The sequence below is a fragment of the Haoranjiania flava genome (genome assembly GCF_025631005.1).
Taxonomy (GTDB): Bacteria; Bacteroidota; Bacteroidia; order Chitinophagales; family Chitinophagaceae; genus Haoranjiania; species Haoranjiania flava.
Genome location: NZ_JAOTPL010000006.1, coordinates 104,499 through 121,290, shown reverse-complemented (window position 1 = coordinate 121,290; position 16,792 = coordinate 104,499). Strand labels below are relative to the sequence as shown.

Sequence of the window (16,792 nt, the reverse complement as noted above, 5' to 3'; positions counted from 1 at the left end):
ATGTTTATATACAATGTTACATTTAAAGTGAGCTGGAACGCTCATGATAAATGGCTTGAATGGCTAAGGTCGTATCATATTCCGGCCATCATGGAGTATAATTCTTTTTCAGCACATAAACTACTGAAGCTTCATAACCTGGATGAAAGTGATGGGGCCACTTATGCGTTGCAATTGTTTGCTGATTCCAAAGCAGATTATAACCGTTACATAGAGCTGCATGCCAACGAGGTTGCTACCATCGAACAGCGGTTCTGGGGTATGGAAGTCTTCTCTTTTTCTACGCTAATGGAAATTGTGGATTAATTGTGTATATCATTTTTTATGATGCTCTACAGTTCGCATGCCCTGTACGTTTAAGGCAGTTCTATGCATTATAAAATCGCTGAAACCATTGCTGTGATTGAGTTTGAGCATTGTTTTGCATGTTTATTTACAGATCATATAATTCGTAATATGCTGAAACGCACGCTCTATCTATCATACACAGCGTGCTGTATACTTGGAAGATAAAGTAAATAAATTTTGATATATTCGAAAACACTATAAATTTGTAGTATTAATTGTAACTATTAAAAAATAAAACTATGAACAAAGCGGAATTAGTTGCTAAGATTGCAGATCAGGCCGGCATTACTAAAACTCAGGCTAATGATGCATTAGATGCATTCACCACCACAGTACAGAAAACTTTAAAAAGCGGCGACAAAGTTACTTTGGTAGGCTTCGGGACTTTTTCTGTAACAAAACGTGCAGCCCGCACAGGACGTAATCCGCGCACAGGCGCTCCTTTGAAAATCAAAGCAAAGAAAGTTGCTAAATTCAAAGCTGGTAAAGAATTATCTTCTAAAATCTAATTCTTTATTCCAAATCATTGAGCAGAAGATTTTCTTCTGCTTTTTTATTTTTCATGCAAATCTTTGTTAACTTTGCGTAGTTAAATATTATTCAACAAAAACAACTAATAAAAATGGGTAGAGGTGATAAAAAAACCAAGAAAGGAAAAATATTCTTAGGATCTTACGGAAAGGTTCGTCCTGCTAAACCGGCCAGGTCTAAAACAGAGAAAAAAGTGGAAGAGAAAAAACCGGAATAAACTATAATACAATATTACATAATGACGGCAGGCGTTTACGGCTTGTCGTTTTTTTTATTGTAAGCAACATGATACAATTTTAAACATGTATTCATCAGTACAACTTGCCAAAAAATACATAACATATTGGCTGAAAGCAAGCAATGGCAAGGGCCATGGTACCCACTCGCCATTTGTTTTTGATTTTATAAAAAACGTTTTAAATAAAAAACCTCATCAAAGTGACGTAGGAGGTATTGAGCAGATCAGGCATTCGTTACAGGAAGATAATCGATTGCTGACCTTACAGGATTTTGGCGCCGGATCTTCTATTGAAAATATAAAACAGAGAAGGGTTTCATCAATTGCAAAAAACTCTCTTAAGTCTGAAAAATGTGCACAGCTGATTTACAAAATTGTAAAATATTACCAGCCTAAAACAATCCTTGAGCTTGGTACCTGCCTGGGTATTACCACTTCTTATCTTGCATCGGCCAATAAATGGGCTGCAGTGCATACTATGGAAGGCGCACATGAGGTGGCGCAGGTAGCAAAGGACATTTTTAAAAAGCAATCGCTGGATAATATACAAATAACTGAAGGCAATTTCGATGATACGTTGCCTGCATTTATAGAAAATTTCAGCAAACAGCATGAAGGGCTTGATTTCGCATTTATTGACGGCAATCACCGTGAAGCGCCCACTGTGTCTTACTTCCACGCCTTAAAGCCTTTATTGCATAAGGATTCCATTGTAGTTTTTGATGATATACACTGGTCTGAAGGTATGGAACGGGCCTGGGAAAAAATTAAAAACGATGATGATGTAACTTTAAGCATCGACCTGTTTTTTATAGGCATAGTATTTTTCAAAAAAGAATTTAAGGTAAAGCAACATTTTACTATAAGATATTGAGCGAATGAAATTATATCCGGAAGCAGCAGAAAACCAGTTAGAGTTCGATAAGGTCAAAGCATTGCTATTAGAGCATTGCAGGACCGAGTTTGCTGTGGAGAAAGCGCAGCATTTGCGCATTCACACCAGAAAAGATTACATAATAAAAGAGCTATCACAAACTTATGAGTACAAATTGATCACGGAACAAAACCTTTTATTTCCAAACGACGTAGTGCTCAATATTCAGAAAGACCTGAAATTATTAGGCATCACGGGAAGTACTATCGTAGGCGAACAATGGATGCAGGTAAAGCGGCTTTGTATGGCTATTGAAAATATTTTCCGATGGTTTAACCAGGAGAGAAGGCTTGCTTTTACTTCACTAGCGCTGGTAATTGCTGATACATATTATGAGAAAGCAATTGTTGAAATGATTGATGAAGTTCTTGACGAAAGCGGCAATGTAAAGGACACAGCATCTGAAGACCTGCAACGTATTCGTATGAACCTTTACAAGAAGCGCAATGAGCTGCGCAGGGCATTTGAGCGGGTTGTTGCTAAACTTAGCAAGGCAGGCTATACTACAGATATTGCCGAAAGCTTTAGCAATGGCAGGCGCGTAGTTGCTGTTTTTTCAGAGCACAAAAGACAAATAAAAGGAATATTGCACGGTGAAAGCGACAGTAGGAAAACTACTTTTATTGAGCCCGAAGAAACCATAGAATTAAACAACGATGTGTATTCCCTGGAGAATGATGAACGCAAAGAGGTGTTGCGCATATTACGTGCACTAACCTCCAAGCTGAGTGTTTATGCGCCTCTGCTGAAAAGCTATCATGATATTTTAGGTATTTTTGACTTTATCCGGGCAAAGGCCAAACTGGCACTTGACATGAACGGCAACTTCCCAAGCGTTTCAGATAAAGTGTACGTTGATCTCAAAGATGCCTATCATCCACTGTTATACCTGTACAATAAAAAACTATCAAAACCCACCATTCCTTTAAATATTAGTTTTGATGAGAAAGACAGGATACTGGTGATCAGCGGCCCCAATGCGGGCGGGAAAACAGTTGCCATGAAAACAATCGGCCTCAACCAGATGATGATGCAGAGCGGCCTGCTTGTTCCGGTAAAGCCAGATTCGCAGATGGGAATATTTAAGCAACTGTTTATTCATATAGGTGATACACAAAGCATAGAATTTGAGTTAAGCACTTACTCTGCACAGCTCAATGCTATGAAATATTTCATTGAAAATGCTAATGGTAAAACATTATTTTTTATTGATGAATTGGGTGGCGGATCCGATCCTAATCTGGGCGGAGCCTTTGCCGAAGTGATCCTGGAAGAGCTTTCCAGGAAACATTCAGTGGGTATAGTAACTACCCATTATCTCAATCTAAAAGTCATGGCCAATCGTACACCGGGATTATTCAACGGCGCTATGGCGTTTGACGAAGTAAGGCTGCAACCTTTGTATAAGCTGATCGTGGGAAAGCCCGGCAGCTCTTACACCTTCTCAATTGCAGAAAGGATCGGCCTGCCTAAACCATTGATAAACCGTGCAAAAAAATTGGTCGATGAAGATCATTTCAGGCTGGATAAATTGCTGAACTCTACCGAACAGGACATGCAGCAAATAGATAAGGAAAAAAAGCAACTGCACAAGCTGATACGTGAAAATGAAAAACTGAAAAAAGAAATGGAAACCGTGCTGCATAAAGAAAAACACAAACAGCAGGTAGAAATTTTAAAACAACAGAATAAGATTACAGAAGACCGCATAGCTTATTTGAAAGATACGGAAAGAAAGCTCCGGCAAATGGTGGTAGAATGGAGGAAAGCCGATGATAAAAATACGGTTGTAAAAAACATCAGCGCTGTTCTTTTTCCAAAGAATGAGAAGATCATTACGGGCAAGATGGCGAAAAAGATTGATGCCAGGTACAAAGAAACCGCAGCGGAAATTATTGTAGGTACAAAGGTAAAAATTAAGAAAAACCACCAGGTGGGTGAAGTAAAAGAGCTGCGCGGAAAGCGCGCCATCGTTCAGATCGGTCAATTGCCGATCAACGTGGAATTAAACGACCTGGTAGCTGTACAGGAAAAAAATCAGGAAAATTAGAGTAACTTTACCAGAGCACTTGCAGGGATTGAATATTTCAGGTAGATTTAGTGTAGAAAAATTGAAATGATATGAATGAAAAACTGCTTCATTTTATCTGGCAATTTCAATACTTCAATCATCACCAGCTAACAGCGGAGAGTGGTGAGCCTATTCAGATTATCCACCCCGGCATAGCCAATATCCACCAGGGACCTGATTTCCTGGAAGCTAGGATCAGGATCGGTAGTACACTGCTTGCAGGCAGTGTGGAAATACACATTAAAACATCAGACTGGCACCTCCACAAACATCATTTAGATCAGAACTACAACAATGTAATATTGCATGTAGTTTGGGAAAATGACAAACCGGATTTCATAAACCAGAAGTTTCAGACTTTATGCATTCAGCCGCATGTTTCTTCTATCATGCTCAAAAAATACGAAGAACTGATGCACAGCAAAGCTTTTGTGCCTTGTGAAAGCTATTTGCCTGTGCTGAATGAAATCGAATGGCTAAACTGGAAAGAAAGGCTCGCTACCAGCAGGTTGCAAAGAAAGTCGCAGCAAATCATTGATTTGTTACATACCAATAACGGCCATTGGGAGGAGACTTTCTGGCAACTGATAGCTGCAAATTTTGGTATAAAAGTAAATGCAGAAATTTTTATGGACATGGCAAAGCTAATATCCATCAATATCCTGGCCAAGCATAAATACCAGATACACCAGGTAGAGGCTTTGCTTTTTGGTACATTAAATTTATTGCCGGCAGCAACCCCCGATGACTATACGGCTATTTTAAAAAGAGAATATGCTTTTCTTGCCAGGAAATTCAATCTCAGGAAAACAGAAGCAGCCCCATTATTTCTAAGGATGAGGCCTGCCAGCTTTCCCAGTATACGTTTAGCGCAGTTAGCAGCTTTGATACATGCATCATCCAACCTGTTTTCAAAGATCAGGGATACGGAAGATTTCCGCGAAGTGTACAATTATTTCGAAATCACGGCCAACGATTACTGGCACTATCATTACAGCATGGGAGATGATCCGGGCGACTATAAGCCCAAAAAAACAGGCAGGTCTATGGTAAACAATATTTTTATTAATACTGTTGTGCCTGCATTGTTTGCTTACGGAGTATTTAATCAGCTTCAATATTTCAAAGACAAAGCATTGCGCTGGCTGGAACAGACTGCCGCTGAAAATAATACCGTTATCAAATCATGGAAAAGGTTTCATGTGCAGGCAAATAATGCTCTGGAAACCCAGGCATTGCTTGAGTTGAAAAAGCAATATTGCGATGTGCGTCGCTGCCTGGATTGTAACGTAGGCAGGCGCATCGTTTCAGCAAAATAAAAATCTGCCACATCTTTTGAATGTAGCAGACCATCTGTTATTTTTCCAATTAAAATCTTTCTAAACCGGAGAAGAAAAAGTCGCCTTCAATTTTTGCGTTCTCATCGCTATCGCTGCCATGAACAGCATTTTGTCCCAGTGAAGTTGCAAATTTTTTACGGATGGTTCCTTCTTCTGCTTTCGCCGGGTCCGTAGCGCCGATGAGCGTTCTGAAATCAGCTACTGCATTTTCCTTTTCCAAGATAGCAGCAACAATCGGCCCGCTACTCATAAATTCTACCAGCTCACCATAAAAGGGGCGTTCTTTATGTACTTCATAAAATTTGCCTGCCTGCTCAATGGAAAGTTGTATCCACTTCATGGCCTTGATTTTAAAACCGCCTTTTATGATCTGATCTAAAATTGCCCCGGTATGCCCGTTGTTGGTAGCATCGGGTTTGATCATGGTAAATGTACTATTGCTCATACTTTTTTTGTTTGGCGCAAAAATAAGTAAATAAAATAAACTTAATTTATTTAAGCCAAATTTTCCTGGAACCCTTATGTTTGCTGCATTTCCGTCAGTTTCAATCAATATTTAACGTCATTTTTTCAGGAATAATTATGGTTGTATGTTTTTTGTTCAATAAATTACATAAGAATAAATACATGAACTATGAACCCAAATAAATATACGATCAAAGCACAGGAGCTTATTGCTGCAGCGCAACATATAGCTTTTGAGAGAGGCAATGTAAATATCGACACCGAACATTTACTGAAAGCTTTGCTCAACGACAAAGACAGTTCTATTGAGTTTTTACTCAAGAAGAACAATGTCACTATCAATCTTGTAGAAACAAAGCTGGATGAAGCAATGGCCCGGCTCCCGAAAATATCAGGCGGCGACCCTGCACAACAGGTTTCGCGCGAAATGAATACAGCGCTGATGCGTGCAAGTACCAGCCTTAAGGAATTTGGTGATGAATTTATCACACCGGAGCACATGCTTCTGGCCTTAGTACAGGGCAGTGATGAAACAGCCAAAATATTAAAAGATGCAGGCCTTACAGAAAAAGGCCTGGTCGCTGCCATCAAAGAATTACGCAAAGGCGATACCGTGAATTCGCAGACTGCTTCCCAGCAATACAATGCACTGGAGAAATATGCCAAGAATCTGAACGACCTGGCTCAATCGGGTAAGCTTGATCCTGTGATCGGGCGCGATGAGGAGATCAGGAGAACGTTGCATATCCTGTCTCGCAGGACCAAGAACAATCCTATATTGGTTGGTGAACCGGGTGTGGGTAAAACCGCGATAGTAGAAGGTTTGGCGCACAGGATCGTGAATGGCGATGTGCCTGAAAACCTGAAATCAAAGATCATTTTTGCACTCGATATGGGTCAACTGATCGCGGGCGCTAAGTACAAAGGCGAGTTTGAAGAAAGATTAAAGGGTGTAATAAAAGATGTAGGCGACAGCAACGGAGAGATCATTTTATTTATTGATGAGATACATACACTTGTAGGTGCAGGTGGCGGCGAAGGAGCTATGGACGCAGCCAATATACTGAAGCCTGCTTTAGCACGAGGTGAACTAAGAGCCATTGGTGCAACAACTTTAAATGAATACCAGCAATACTTTGAAAAAGATAAGGCTTTGGAGCGCCGCTTCCAGAAAGTGATGGTAGACGAGCCAAACGTGGAAGATGCCATATCGATTTTGCGTGGGCTAAAAGACAGGTATGAATCTCACCACCATGTACGCATCAAGGACGAGGCGATCATTGCTGCGGTAGAACTTTCCCACCGCTACATTACTGACCGTTTTTTGCCCGATAAAGCTATTGACCTGATTGATGAAAGCGCCGCCAAGCTTAGGTTAGAGATGAATTCAATGCCTGAGGAGCTGGACGAGCTGGAAAGGAGGATCCGCCAGCTGGAGATTGAGAGAGAAGCCATTAAACGCGAAAATGATGAAGCAAAACTCAAAGAATTGAACACTACCATCAGCAATTTAATGGTAGACAGGGATACCTATAAAGCCAAGTGGCAACAGGAGAAGGAGATAGTGGAAAAAGTGCAGAATGCCAAAGCTGAAATTGAGTCGCTTAAATCACAGGCAGAAAAAGCCGAGCGTGAAGGTGACTATGGCAAAGTAGCCGAAATACGTTACGGCAAGGTAAAGGAGCAGGAAGAGATCATTGCACAATCAAGCGAAGAGCTTAAAAACCTTACCGAAAAAAGAATACTGAAAGAAGAAGTTGATGCAGAAGATATTGCCGAAACTATTTCAAAATCTACAGGCATACCGGTGAGCAAAATGCTGCAGTCGGAAAGGGAAAAGCTTTTGCAACTGGAAGACCACCTGCATGAAAGAGTGATAGGGCAGGATGAAGCAATTGTAGCTGTTGCTGACGCCATACGCAGAAGCCGTGCGGGTTTGAGCGATCCTAAGCGGCCGATCGGTTCATTTATTTTCCTGGGAACTACCGGCGTTGGTAAGACTGAGCTTGCTAAAGCGCTGGCGGAGTTCTTATTTGATGACGAGTCTATGATGACGCGGATTGACATGAGCGAATACCAGGAAAAGCATAGTGTTTCCCGCCTTGTCGGCGCACCTCCCGGATACGTGGGCTATGACGAAGGCGGCCAGCTTACGGAAGCAGTTCGCCGCAAACCTTACAGTGTTGTATTGTTTGATGAAATAGAGAAAGCACACCCCGACGTGTTCAACACTTTATTGCAGGTTTTGGACGATGGACATTTGACAGATAATAAAGGGCGCGTTGTAAACTTTAAGAATACACTCATCATCATGACGAGTAATATCGGCAGCCACCTGATACAGGATGCTTTTGATAAATATACAAACGACCTCGAACGAGCTGAAGAAGTGGCTAAGAGTGAAGTAATGGGGTTGTTGAAGGATACTATACGTCCTGAATTTTTAAACAGGATAGACGACATCATTATGTTCCATCCATTAAGCAGGAACAACATCAGGAGCATCGTGGATATACAGCTTAGAAATTTGCAGCGTCAATTGGCTCAAAATGGTGTAGCGCTTGAGTTTAGTGATTATGCCATAGATTTCCTGGCAGAAAATGGCTATGATGTGAACTATGGTGCAAGGCCATTGAAAAGATTGATTCAAAAAACGATCATCAATCCGTTAAGTAAAAAAATACTTGGCGGTGATATTGACAGGGACCACCCCGTGCTTGTTGATGTGTTCGATGGGGTAGTAGTATTCAGAAATGAAAAATAACCGTTGCCGGTAGCAGCCAGGATTTTCGAAACACCCAGTATTAATCAAATCTGTCGCACAATTTCGCAATATCAGCGGAGAAGTGTGGCAGATTTTTTATTTTTGATAAAATTGTGAAAGTTGAATAATCTGTTTGATCTCATAGAACATACGCACCGCACCATCTTTCTTACAGGAAAGGCGGGTACGGGTAAGACAACTTTTCTCAATGAATTTGTAAAAAAAACCCGTAAGAAGCATATTGTGGTAGCGCCTACGGGAATTGCAGCAATCAATGCCGGCGGCGTTACCATTCACTCTATGTTTGGTTTGCCATTGCGTACATTCGTGCCCACTTTTGATGAGATAGACCGCGATTATGCCATGAATATCCCAGATCTGCTGCCACACTTTAAATACCGAAGAGATAAGTTAAAGTTATTGAGGGAGGTTGAGATTATAATCATCGATGAAGTGTCAATGCTTCGGGCAGATGTGCTCGATATGATGGATTTATCTTTGCAACACATCAGGCGTAATCCTGCAAAATTCGGCGGTGTGCAAATGCTGTTCATCGGCGATCTTTATCAACTGCCTCCTGTTGTCCGGCAAGAGAATGAAAGCATTCTCTTGCAATACTACAATTCACCTTTTTTCTTTGATGCAAAATCGCTGCAGGAGGTAAGCCTGATAACTATTGAACTGAAACATGTATACCGGCAAAAGGATAAAGATTTCCTGGAAATACTGAATCACATCCGAGATGCACAGGTCACGGCAAATGACCTGCAGGTATTGAACAAGCGCGTAAACACTGAGTTTGAACCAGGCGAGGAAGCGTACGTATATCTCTGCTCACACAACAGGATGGCAGATGCTATCAACCGTAAAAAACTTGATGAGCTGCCTGGAAGATCTTTCTTTTACAATGCCGAAATTAAAGGCGATTTCAAGGAAAGCCAATACCCTAATGATGAAACGCTGGAATTGAAGGTTGGCGCACAGATCATGTTTATACGCAACGACACTACTGCGGATAAAAAATATTTTAACGGCAAGCTGGCGGAAGTTACTTCACTTACACACAACGAGATAGGTGTGGTGATTGATGGTACAGACAAGGAAATTATCCTTGGGAAAGAAACATGGGAGCAGAAAAAATATTCACTGGATAAAGATAGAAATATTCGGGAAGACGTGTTGGGAAGTTTTGTGCAGTTTCCCGTGAAACTCGCATGGGCAGTGACTATACACAAGAGCCAGGGCCTTACTTTTGACAGGTTGATCATTGATGCGGGCAGGTCGTTTGCATCCGGCCAGGTATATGTGGCATTGAGCCGTTGCCGTACGTTGGAAGGTATTGTTTTAAAGTCGCAGATCACGCGCGATGTAATTTTCAGCGATAGAAGAATAAGCTCCTTCCATGAATCTACAAACGCTAATGAACAGATTGAGCGCATTCTGCATGATGAAAAATATGATTACAGCATCCGTAAAATACTGCGTTATGTGGATATGAGCTGGATGAAAGCTTCTTTAGAAGAATGGCAGATTGCAGTAAAAGAGAGCAGGTTTTTAGATAAGGAAAAGGCTACAGGCCTTTATCAACAATTGTCGCCTTTAATTGCTGATCTCGCAGAGGTATATAATAAGTTTGATAAGATCATCAAGGCTAAAACCCTGCAGTTTGTAAAACAGCAAAACACCTGGCAAGACATACAAGAAAAGTCTAAAGGCGCCGTGAGTTTCTTTTTTAAAAATGTATATGAGAAGATATTTTCTCCTTTAAAGGAACTGTACGCTACCTCTAAAGGTGAGAAGGGACTAAAGCAGTACAATGAATTGTTCAAAGCTTTTATTGATGACGTAGAAGATTACTTAAAAAGCCTGAAAACATTGCATTTACTTGATGTTGCCTTGTTCGATAAGAATCTGGATGTAGAAATCAGCGCCAAAGTGGATAAGATACCAACGCATGTAATATCTTATCAATTGTATGAGGCCGGCAAATCAATAGAGGAAATAATGAAAACGCGTAATCTCTCGAAAGGTACTATTTATACGCATCTCAGTAAGTTTGTTGAAACCGGTATAGTTGATGTGAGGCAAATTATTCCTGAAGAAAAAGTAGCTGTATTTGAACAGACATTCAGCAAGAAATCAATGCTTACACTATCTGAATATAAAAACGGCCTGCCCGATAACTTTACCTTTGATGAATTAAAACTGCTACGCGCGCATTGCCATTATCTGTTTAACAGGGGTAAATCACCGGATTCTGGTAATTAGATTTTTACTCATATAGTTTATGTATTTTTGTTCACATTATTGAGCCGTAGTATATGCAGCCTTCCGTAGCTATTGTGATTTTAAATTATAATGGGAGAAAATTTCTGGAAAAATTTCTGCCAAATGTTTTGGCTTCAACATATATCAACAAACGTGTTATTGTTGCGGACAATGCCTCTACTGATGATTCTGTCTCGATACTTAGAACACATTTCCCTGAAGTGGAAATTATCCTCAATCAAAAAAATTATGGGTTCGCAGAAGGTTATAATCAAGCGCTGAAGCAGGTTTCAGCAGATTATTATGTATTGCTCAATTCTGATGTTGAAGTCACTCCTGGTTGGATAGAGCCGGTGATCAGCCTGATGCAATCAGCAGAAAACATTGCAATTTGCCAGCCCAAAGTTTTATCTTACCATGATAAAAACAGCTTTGAGTATGCGGGCGCGGGTGGTGGATTATTAGATCATTTAGGTTATCCTTTGGCAAGAGGCAGGATATTTGAAGTTCTGGAAAAAGATAACGGCCAGTACAACGATAATACAGATATTTTCTGGGCCAGTGGCGCTACATTGTACATTAAAGCCAGTGTTTATCACGCTTTAGGGGGTTTATATGCCTATTTCTTTGCTCACCAGGAAGAGATAGATCTTTGCTGGCGCGCACAGATACAGGGTTACAGGGTTATGTATTGCGGAGCGTCTACGATATATCATATTGGCGGCGGCACATTGCCTAAGGGCCAATACAGGAAAACATATCTTAATTTTCGTAACAACCTCGTCATGCTATCCCGTAACCTGCATTGGAGAGAAAAATACTGGAAGCTGTTCATACGCTTGTCGCTCGATGGCGTGTTTGCTATCAAGACATTACTCGAGGGAGATACGGAATCAATCAAAGCAGTTTTTTTTGCGCATATTGATTTCTACAAATGGGCATTTTCCCGGGAAAATGATACCGGTACGAAACGTCTTCCGTTTTCACAATTGAAAGGCGGGGTGAATAAATCAATTGTTTGGGAACATTTTATCAAAGGCAAAAAATATTTTTCAGAAATAGTAGATTGATATTTTTAATTTTGAATCAGGTTGCATATTTTTGTAGGGTTAAAAGTTTATTATGGCAGTACATCAGGATAACCAGCTAAGCACTTTTGAGAAAGAGCGCCAGGAACAATTGGAAACCGATATCAGGTATAACCGCGTGAGTACTTCGCGTTTCCTTTTCTATATTTCTGTTTTTGCATTGGTTGCTTTTTTATTTGCAGGATGCTTTCAGCTTTATAAAAACCGCTACAAGGGCAAACCTGATATAGAAATTCAGCCTAGCACGAAATATGTGCCTGAGTACAAATAAATTCTAAAAAATATTTGGTTATTTGTGTAAGATTTTTATCTTTGCAATCCGAAAGAAAACAGTTCTTAATATACAAGCGGAAGTAGCTCATTTGGTAGAGCACAACCTTGCCAAGGTTGGGGTGGCCGGTTCGAGCCCGGTCTTCCGCTCTTAAAAAATCCTGCAATAAGCAGGATTTTTTTTAATGAGTTGCCCTGATGATCCCGATCAAAACCGGGATGGCCGCAATGCTTGATCAGGATAGTTCTTAAAATAAAAATATTGCCCTGGTGTCCCGATAACTATCGGGATGGTAGACACGTCCCGATTAAATCGGGATGGCCGCAATGCTTGATCAGGATAGTTCTTAAAATAAAAATATTGCCCTGGTGTCCCGATAACTATCGGGATGGTAGACACGTCCCGATTAAATCGGGATGGCCGCAATGCCTGATCAGGATAGTTCTTAAAATAAAATATTGCCCTGGTGTCCCGATAACTATCGGGATGGTAGACACGTCCCGATTAAATCGGGATGGCAGCAATCCTTGATCAGGATAGTTCTTAAAATAAAATATTGCCCTGGTGGTGGAACTGGTAGACACGCAGGACTTAAAATCCTGTGGGCAGCAATGTCCGTGCGGGTTCAATTCCCGCCTGGGGCACAAAGCGACTTCGGTCGCTTTTTTTTATAGTCGCTAGATGCTCTTGCAGCAATGTTTGTCCCCGATTAAATCGGGGCTGGGGCATAAAGCGACTTCGGTCGCTTTTTTGTATTATGTATTTTGTCTATATTCTTTATTCTGAAAAATGTGGCCGTCATTATGTTGGCTATGCAGCAGATGTGGATGCACGTTTGTCGCGGCATAATGCAGGTTATGTCACAGCGACAAGAAACTGCCGGCCTTATGTGCTGCGTGGTTTTAAAGCTTTTACTGCAGAACAAGAAGCAATAGCCGAAGAGCGCCGTATCAAAAAAATGAAGAGCAGTAAATATATTTTATGGTTGCTTGCCGGGAATTGGTAATGTCTTAACTATGCCCGTCTTATTTCTCATGACAAAAAAGCCCTCACGATTGCAAGGGCCTCATGTTTACTGATTAAAATTTTATTAACTGCTTTTAAAAGTAGAATGCATGGCTTTCAGCATGCCTTGTGGTGTCCAGCCGTAAGGCACTATCATGCGGCGAACCATTTGTAATGGCATAGTAGAATCACGCTTAGTGGAAAGAATAAATGAAAGCTTCATATATTTTGCTAATTCCACTGCTGCCTTATGGTCGTTGATACCGTAAGGATATGCCCAGTATTCAACAGGCTTTCCGGTGATTTCCTGTAATCCTTTTTGTGGATCTGCCACTTGTTTTACCCAGTCTGAATCGTTGTACTTGGTCACCATATGATGATCCCAACTGTGTAAGCCTACATTATGGCCCCTCTTTGCCAGATCGGCAATCTGGTCTTTGGTCATATAGTTTTTTTTATTGTAGGTGATGGTCATTATAAAGAATGTGCCTCGGTGCCCGTATTTTTCCATAACCGGCGCAGCTATAGCAGAATGCTCCACGCGTGAATCATCAAACGTAATGAGCACAGGCTTTTCAGGGATTGATTCATTATATGCCAGGTAATTATACAACTGGTCAGGGCTAATGGATGTGTAACCACTGTCTTTCAGTATTTTCATCTGTGCTTCGAATGCCGCCGGGCTTACAGTGTATTCATCTTTTCGGCCATCGGCAATTCTGTGATAGCACAGCACCGGTACCTGTGTTTTTGCCATGATCTGCTCGGGTGTATTCATAGTGCGGGCGGAAGTTGTCGTATCGGTTGCTGTAGTTTTAGGGGCTATTCCGGCAGAATCCCCGGTGTCATTATTATTGCCAGAACCGTTATTACAGCTTACAAACAGACAAAAGCCCAAGGCTATTAAAGAAAAATACTTCATAGATAAATGTTGAAATTTTTAATCTTCAAATATAGTAGTTAATCCAATATATAAAATAATGTATCTGCAAAATTAAGAGATCATTCAGGAAATTGTTTCATCTGCACAATTTAGCCGGTGTTCTTGATTGGAATAATAAAAATATGTAGATTTGAAGCCAATACATACAATCATGAGTAAAAAAACTTTAGTCATTGGCGCATCTGAAAAATCAGAAAGATATTCTAATATGGCTATCCGTTCTTTAAGGCAGCATGGGCATGAAGTAAAAGCTTTTGGCCTGAGAAAAGGAAAAGTTGGAGACGTGGAGATCTTTAAAGATCAGAAAGCTGTTGAAAACCTTGATACCATTACCTTATACGTTAATCCTGCGAACCAGAAAAAATTGTATGATTATATTTTAAGCCTTCAGCCGAAGAGAATTATTTTTAATCCGGGCACTGAAAATCCTGAATTGGCCAAGCTGGCAGCTGATAAAAATATTGACGTAGAATACGCCTGCACCCTTGTTATGTTATCGGTAGGTAAGTATTAGCAGCTTTTATTGTTTCTGTTTCACGCATCTTTGTTATTGCTATTTCCATAAATTGCTCAACAATTTCTGCTGTAGGTTTATTGTAGGTTTTCAGGCTGTGCACCTTCTCATTCTCCAGCCATCGTTGTACAATAGATAAGTTGTCTGGTTTCAGGTTTTGCAAAACAGAATAACCCATCCTGGCCAGTGCTGCAGCATTGCAAAGCTGTTCGTATTGTCCTTTGATCGGGATTACCAACAGTTTCTTTTTCAGGTACAGCGCTTCGGCAGGCGTTTCAAAGCCTCCGCTGGTAATAATTCCATGGCAGTTGATCAGGCTATTGTTGAACAGCTGTTTACTTACCGGCAACAGTGTTATATTTCCATTGGTTTGCTCGTCTTTAACCTCGCGTGAAAAAATTTCGAACCTGTGATCTTTGAAATTTGTAAAAATGCCTATCAGTGTTTTATCATCATAAGAAGGCAGGTAAACGCTGATGTGGCCAAAATCGCGCGGCAGGGCCTGCCATATTTGTGTTTTGATCACGGGTGGCAATATAAAATCGTCATAGGGCTGAAAGTGAAGGCCCACGTTGGTTGTGGCGCTTACATAATTTGTCAGGATCAGTTCTCCAAGCAGGTTCCTGTTTCTCGGGCGGGGCGTTCTGTACGATTTAAAACTGGCCTGGTGCCCGAAGTGTACGGACTTAATCCTGCGCATTTTGCACGCAAGTGATGTTACGGGTTCAAAGTCGTTGATCACCATATCATATTTATCTATGGGAAGGTGCCTGGCTTCTTTCCAGATGCTTGTAGAGATAATTTCTTTGAATGTCTTAGGATAGTGCAATCCTCCATTGGAAGTATACTGAAAGCTTAACCCTTTGCTTCTGTACGGCACGTGTGCATCCAGCTTAAGTGTACTGTTATTGCCGCTTAAAAAGAAATCTACAGTACCGAATTTCTCTAAGTAGGGCAGCAGTTCCATGGCGCGGCTGATGTGTCCGTTGCCTGTTGCCTGTACAGCATAGAATATGCGCATGTATCAATAATTTTTAAGGTTGTATAAAAAACTGATTTCAGTTTCCGTATCAACAGCTTTTTTGTTTTTAAAGGATGGAAGCATGGCTCTTTCCAGTATAAAATCTGCATCGTTGTATTGGAATATTTTCCATTCCTTATTGTCGTATTCAAGCGCAGTAAGGTTTTCAATCCAGTCGCCAGAATTAAGATAATTTACAAAGCCGGTTTCAGTTTCAATTACTTTTTTGGTAGGCTGGTGAATGTGCCCACACACTACATAGTCGTACTGCTTTTCAATAGCCAGCGCTGCAATGGTTTGTTCAAAATCATTGATGAATGCTATGGCCTGTTTTACGCTGTTTTTTATTTTTTTAGAAAATGAAACTCTTTCTCTGCCGGTGAGCTTTAAAAGATAATTCACTGCCCGGTTCATCAATATCAGCAGGTCGTATCCTTTACCACCCAGCCTGGCCAGTATTTTGGCGAAGCCTTTGGTGCTGTTATCAAACACATCGCCGTGGAAAAACCACATTTTTTTATCATCAATGTTGAGCAGGTATTTATTGGCCAGATGGATGTTGCCTATTTCAAGGTCGGTATATTTCCTCAAAAATTCATCATGGTTACCGGTAAGGTATATTACTTTGGTGCCCAGCGTTATGAGCTTAAAAATTTCCCTTATTACTGCAAAATGTGCAGGTGGGAAATAGCTTTTGGAAAATTGCCACCCGTCAATAATATCTCCGTTCAGGATAAGTGTGCCCGGTTGTACGCTTTTGAGATAAAGCAACAGTTCTGTTGCGTGGCAGCCGTAAGTACCTAAGTGTACATCGCTGATTACAATCAATGGCAAATGCCTCCGGTTCATAAGTCTGAAATTGGTTTATCAAAGTTTATACTTTCATATAAATTAATTATTAAGCTATAATTAATTGTGTATTATTTATTGATCACAATATTTTTGATAAACACTAAACCCCCGCCGATTTTTACATCTAATTTCCGGGCAC

The 16,792-nt window shown here is 40.7% G+C and carries 16 protein-coding genes and 2 tRNA genes; 14 read left to right on the top strand and 4 right to left on the bottom strand.

Annotation, left to right across the window (positions count from 1 at the left end):
* From OD355_RS06215 to OD355_RS06190, 6 genes are all read left to right on the top strand, one after another.
* Window positions 1-306: a DUF4286 family protein gene (locus tag OD355_RS06215; RefSeq protein WP_263037594.1), complete on the top strand. Its 306-nt coding sequence runs from the start codon at window positions 1-3 to the stop codon at window positions 304-306.
* A 281-nt stretch (window positions 307-587) separates the two neighbouring features.
* Window positions 588-857: an HU family DNA-binding protein gene (locus tag OD355_RS06210; RefSeq protein WP_263037593.1), complete on the top strand. Its 270-nt coding sequence runs from the start codon at window positions 588-590 to the stop codon at window positions 855-857.
* Between the two features lie 113 nt (window positions 858-970).
* The gene (locus OD355_RS06205; RefSeq protein WP_263037592.1) at window positions 971-1,096 is read left to right on the top strand and encodes a 30S ribosomal protein THX; all 126 of its coding nucleotides are present in this window, start codon (window positions 971-973) and stop codon (window positions 1,094-1,096) included.
* Between the two features lie 85 nt (window positions 1,097-1,181).
* Entirely contained in the window at window positions 1,182-1,991 is an 810-nt protein-coding gene (locus OD355_RS06200) for an O-methyltransferase (RefSeq protein WP_263037591.1), read from the top strand.
* Window positions 1,992-1,995: 4 nt separating this feature from the next.
* The gene (locus OD355_RS06195; RefSeq protein ID WP_263037590.1) at window positions 1,996-4,101 is read left to right on the top strand and encodes an endonuclease MutS2; all 2,106 of its coding nucleotides are present in this window, start codon (window positions 1,996-1,998) and stop codon (window positions 4,099-4,101) included.
* Between the two features lie 71 nt (window positions 4,102-4,172).
* Window positions 4,173-5,441 carry a DUF2851 family protein gene (locus OD355_RS06190; RefSeq protein WP_263037589.1) on the top strand — a complete coding sequence of 423 codons (1,269 nt, stop codon included), beginning with the start codon at window positions 4,173-4,175 and terminating at the stop codon, window positions 5,439-5,441.
* Window positions 5,442-5,490: 49 nt separating this feature from the next.
* Here OD355_RS06190 and OD355_RS06185 read toward each other — a convergent pair whose 3' ends face one another.
* Complete coding sequence (locus OD355_RS06185) at window positions 5,491-5,907, bottom strand: nucleoside-diphosphate kinase (protein ID WP_263037588.1); 417 nt, start codon at window positions 5,905-5,907, stop codon at window positions 5,491-5,493.
* 189 nt (window positions 5,908-6,096) lie between these two features.
* On the opposite strand from OD355_RS06185, the gene clpB reads away from it, so the two are divergent.
* The 7 genes from clpB (at window position 6,097) to OD355_RS06150 (ending at window position 13,324) form a co-directional block, all read left to right on the top strand.
* Window positions 6,097-8,691 (top strand): ATP-dependent chaperone ClpB, encoded by a 2,595-nt coding sequence (clpB, locus tag OD355_RS06180; RefSeq protein ID WP_263037587.1) that lies wholly within the window; start codon window positions 6,097-6,099, stop codon window positions 8,689-8,691.
* Window positions 8,692-8,811: 120 nt separating this feature from the next.
* Window positions 8,812-10,959: a helix-turn-helix domain-containing protein gene (locus tag OD355_RS06175; protein ID WP_263037586.1), complete on the top strand. Its 2,148-nt coding sequence runs from the start codon at window positions 8,812-8,814 to the stop codon at window positions 10,957-10,959.
* 53 nt (window positions 10,960-11,012) lie between these two features.
* Window positions 11,013-12,029 (top strand): glycosyltransferase family 2 protein, encoded by a 1,017-nt coding sequence (locus tag OD355_RS06170; RefSeq protein ID WP_263037585.1) that lies wholly within the window; start codon window positions 11,013-11,015, stop codon window positions 12,027-12,029.
* Window positions 12,030-12,081: 52 nt separating this feature from the next.
* A complete protein-coding gene (locus OD355_RS06165; protein ID WP_263037584.1) occupies window positions 12,082-12,318 on the top strand; it encodes a hypothetical protein in 237 nt (78 codons plus the stop codon).
* Between the two features lie 76 nt (window positions 12,319-12,394).
* Window positions 12,395-12,467, top strand: a tRNA-Gly gene (locus OD355_RS06160).
* Window positions 12,468-12,876: 409 nt separating this feature from the next.
* Window positions 12,877-12,962, top strand: a tRNA-Leu gene (locus OD355_RS06155).
* 113 nt (window positions 12,963-13,075) lie between these two features.
* Entirely contained in the window at window positions 13,076-13,324 is a 249-nt protein-coding gene (locus OD355_RS06150) for a GIY-YIG nuclease family protein (protein ID WP_263037583.1), read from the top strand.
* 84 nt (window positions 13,325-13,408) lie between these two features.
* Here OD355_RS06150 and OD355_RS06145 read toward each other — a convergent pair whose 3' ends face one another.
* The gene (locus tag OD355_RS06145) at window positions 13,409-14,245 is read right to left on the bottom strand and encodes a polysaccharide deacetylase family protein (RefSeq protein WP_263037582.1); all 837 of its coding nucleotides are present in this window, start codon (window positions 14,243-14,245) and stop codon (window positions 13,409-13,411) included.
* A gap of 172 nt (window positions 14,246-14,417) precedes the next feature.
* On the opposite strand from OD355_RS06145, the gene OD355_RS06140 reads away from it, so the two are divergent.
* Window positions 14,418-14,780 (top strand): CoA-binding protein, encoded by a 363-nt coding sequence (locus OD355_RS06140; protein ID WP_263037581.1) that lies wholly within the window; start codon window positions 14,418-14,420, stop codon window positions 14,778-14,780.
* Here the strand turns inward: OD355_RS06140 and OD355_RS06135 are convergent.
* Both OD355_RS06135 and OD355_RS06130 read right to left on the bottom strand, forming a co-directional pair.
* Complete coding sequence (locus tag OD355_RS06135; RefSeq protein ID WP_263037580.1) at window positions 14,755-15,801, bottom strand: glycosyltransferase family protein; 1,047 nt, start codon at window positions 15,799-15,801, stop codon at window positions 14,755-14,757. The two genes, OD355_RS06140 and OD355_RS06135, sit on opposite strands and share 26 nt — an antisense overlap.
* A 3-nt stretch (window positions 15,802-15,804) precedes the next feature.
* Window positions 15,805-16,650, bottom strand: coding sequence for a UDP-2,3-diacylglucosamine diphosphatase (locus OD355_RS06130; protein ID WP_263037579.1), 846 nt, complete (start codon window positions 16,648-16,650; stop codon window positions 15,805-15,807).
* Between the last annotated feature and the right edge of the window lie 142 nt (window positions 16,651-16,792).

Coding starts and splice junctions, on each gene's coding strand:
- OD355_RS06215 (WP_263037594.1), top strand. CDS start 1: ATGTTTATATACAATGTTACATTTAAAGTGAGCTGGAACGCTCATGAT.
- OD355_RS06210 (WP_263037593.1), top strand. CDS start 588: ATGAACAAAGCGGAATTAGTTGCTAAGATTGCAGATCAGGCCGGCATT.
- OD355_RS06205 (WP_263037592.1), top strand. CDS start 971: ATGGGTAGAGGTGATAAAAAAACCAAGAAAGGAAAAATATTCTTAGGA.
- OD355_RS06200 (WP_263037591.1), top strand. CDS start 1,182: ATGTATTCATCAGTACAACTTGCCAAAAAATACATAACATATTGGCTG.
- OD355_RS06195 (WP_263037590.1), top strand. CDS start 1,996: ATGAAATTATATCCGGAAGCAGCAGAAAACCAGTTAGAGTTCGATAAG.
- OD355_RS06190 (WP_263037589.1), top strand. CDS start 4,173: ATGAATGAAAAACTGCTTCATTTTATCTGGCAATTTCAATACTTCAAT.
- OD355_RS06185 (WP_263037588.1), bottom strand. CDS start 5,907: ATGAGCAATAGTACATTTACCATGATCAAACCCGATGCTACCAACAAC.
- clpB (WP_263037587.1), top strand. CDS start 6,097: ATGAACCCAAATAAATATACGATCAAAGCACAGGAGCTTATTGCTGCA.
- OD355_RS06170 (WP_263037585.1), top strand. CDS start 11,013: ATGCAGCCTTCCGTAGCTATTGTGATTTTAAATTATAATGGGAGAAAA.
- OD355_RS06165 (WP_263037584.1), top strand. CDS start 12,082: ATGGCAGTACATCAGGATAACCAGCTAAGCACTTTTGAGAAAGAGCGC.
- OD355_RS06150 (WP_263037583.1), top strand. CDS start 13,076: ATGTATTTTGTCTATATTCTTTATTCTGAAAAATGTGGCCGTCATTAT.
- OD355_RS06145 (WP_263037582.1), bottom strand. CDS start 14,245: ATGAAGTATTTTTCTTTAATAGCCTTGGGCTTTTGTCTGTTTGTAAGC.
- OD355_RS06140 (WP_263037581.1), top strand. CDS start 14,418: ATGAGTAAAAAAACTTTAGTCATTGGCGCATCTGAAAAATCAGAAAGA.
- OD355_RS06135 (WP_263037580.1), bottom strand. CDS start 15,801: ATGCGCATATTCTATGCTGTACAGGCAACAGGCAACGGACACATCAGC.
- OD355_RS06130 (WP_263037579.1), bottom strand. CDS start 16,650: ATGAACCGGAGGCATTTGCCATTGATTGTAATCAGCGATGTACACTTA.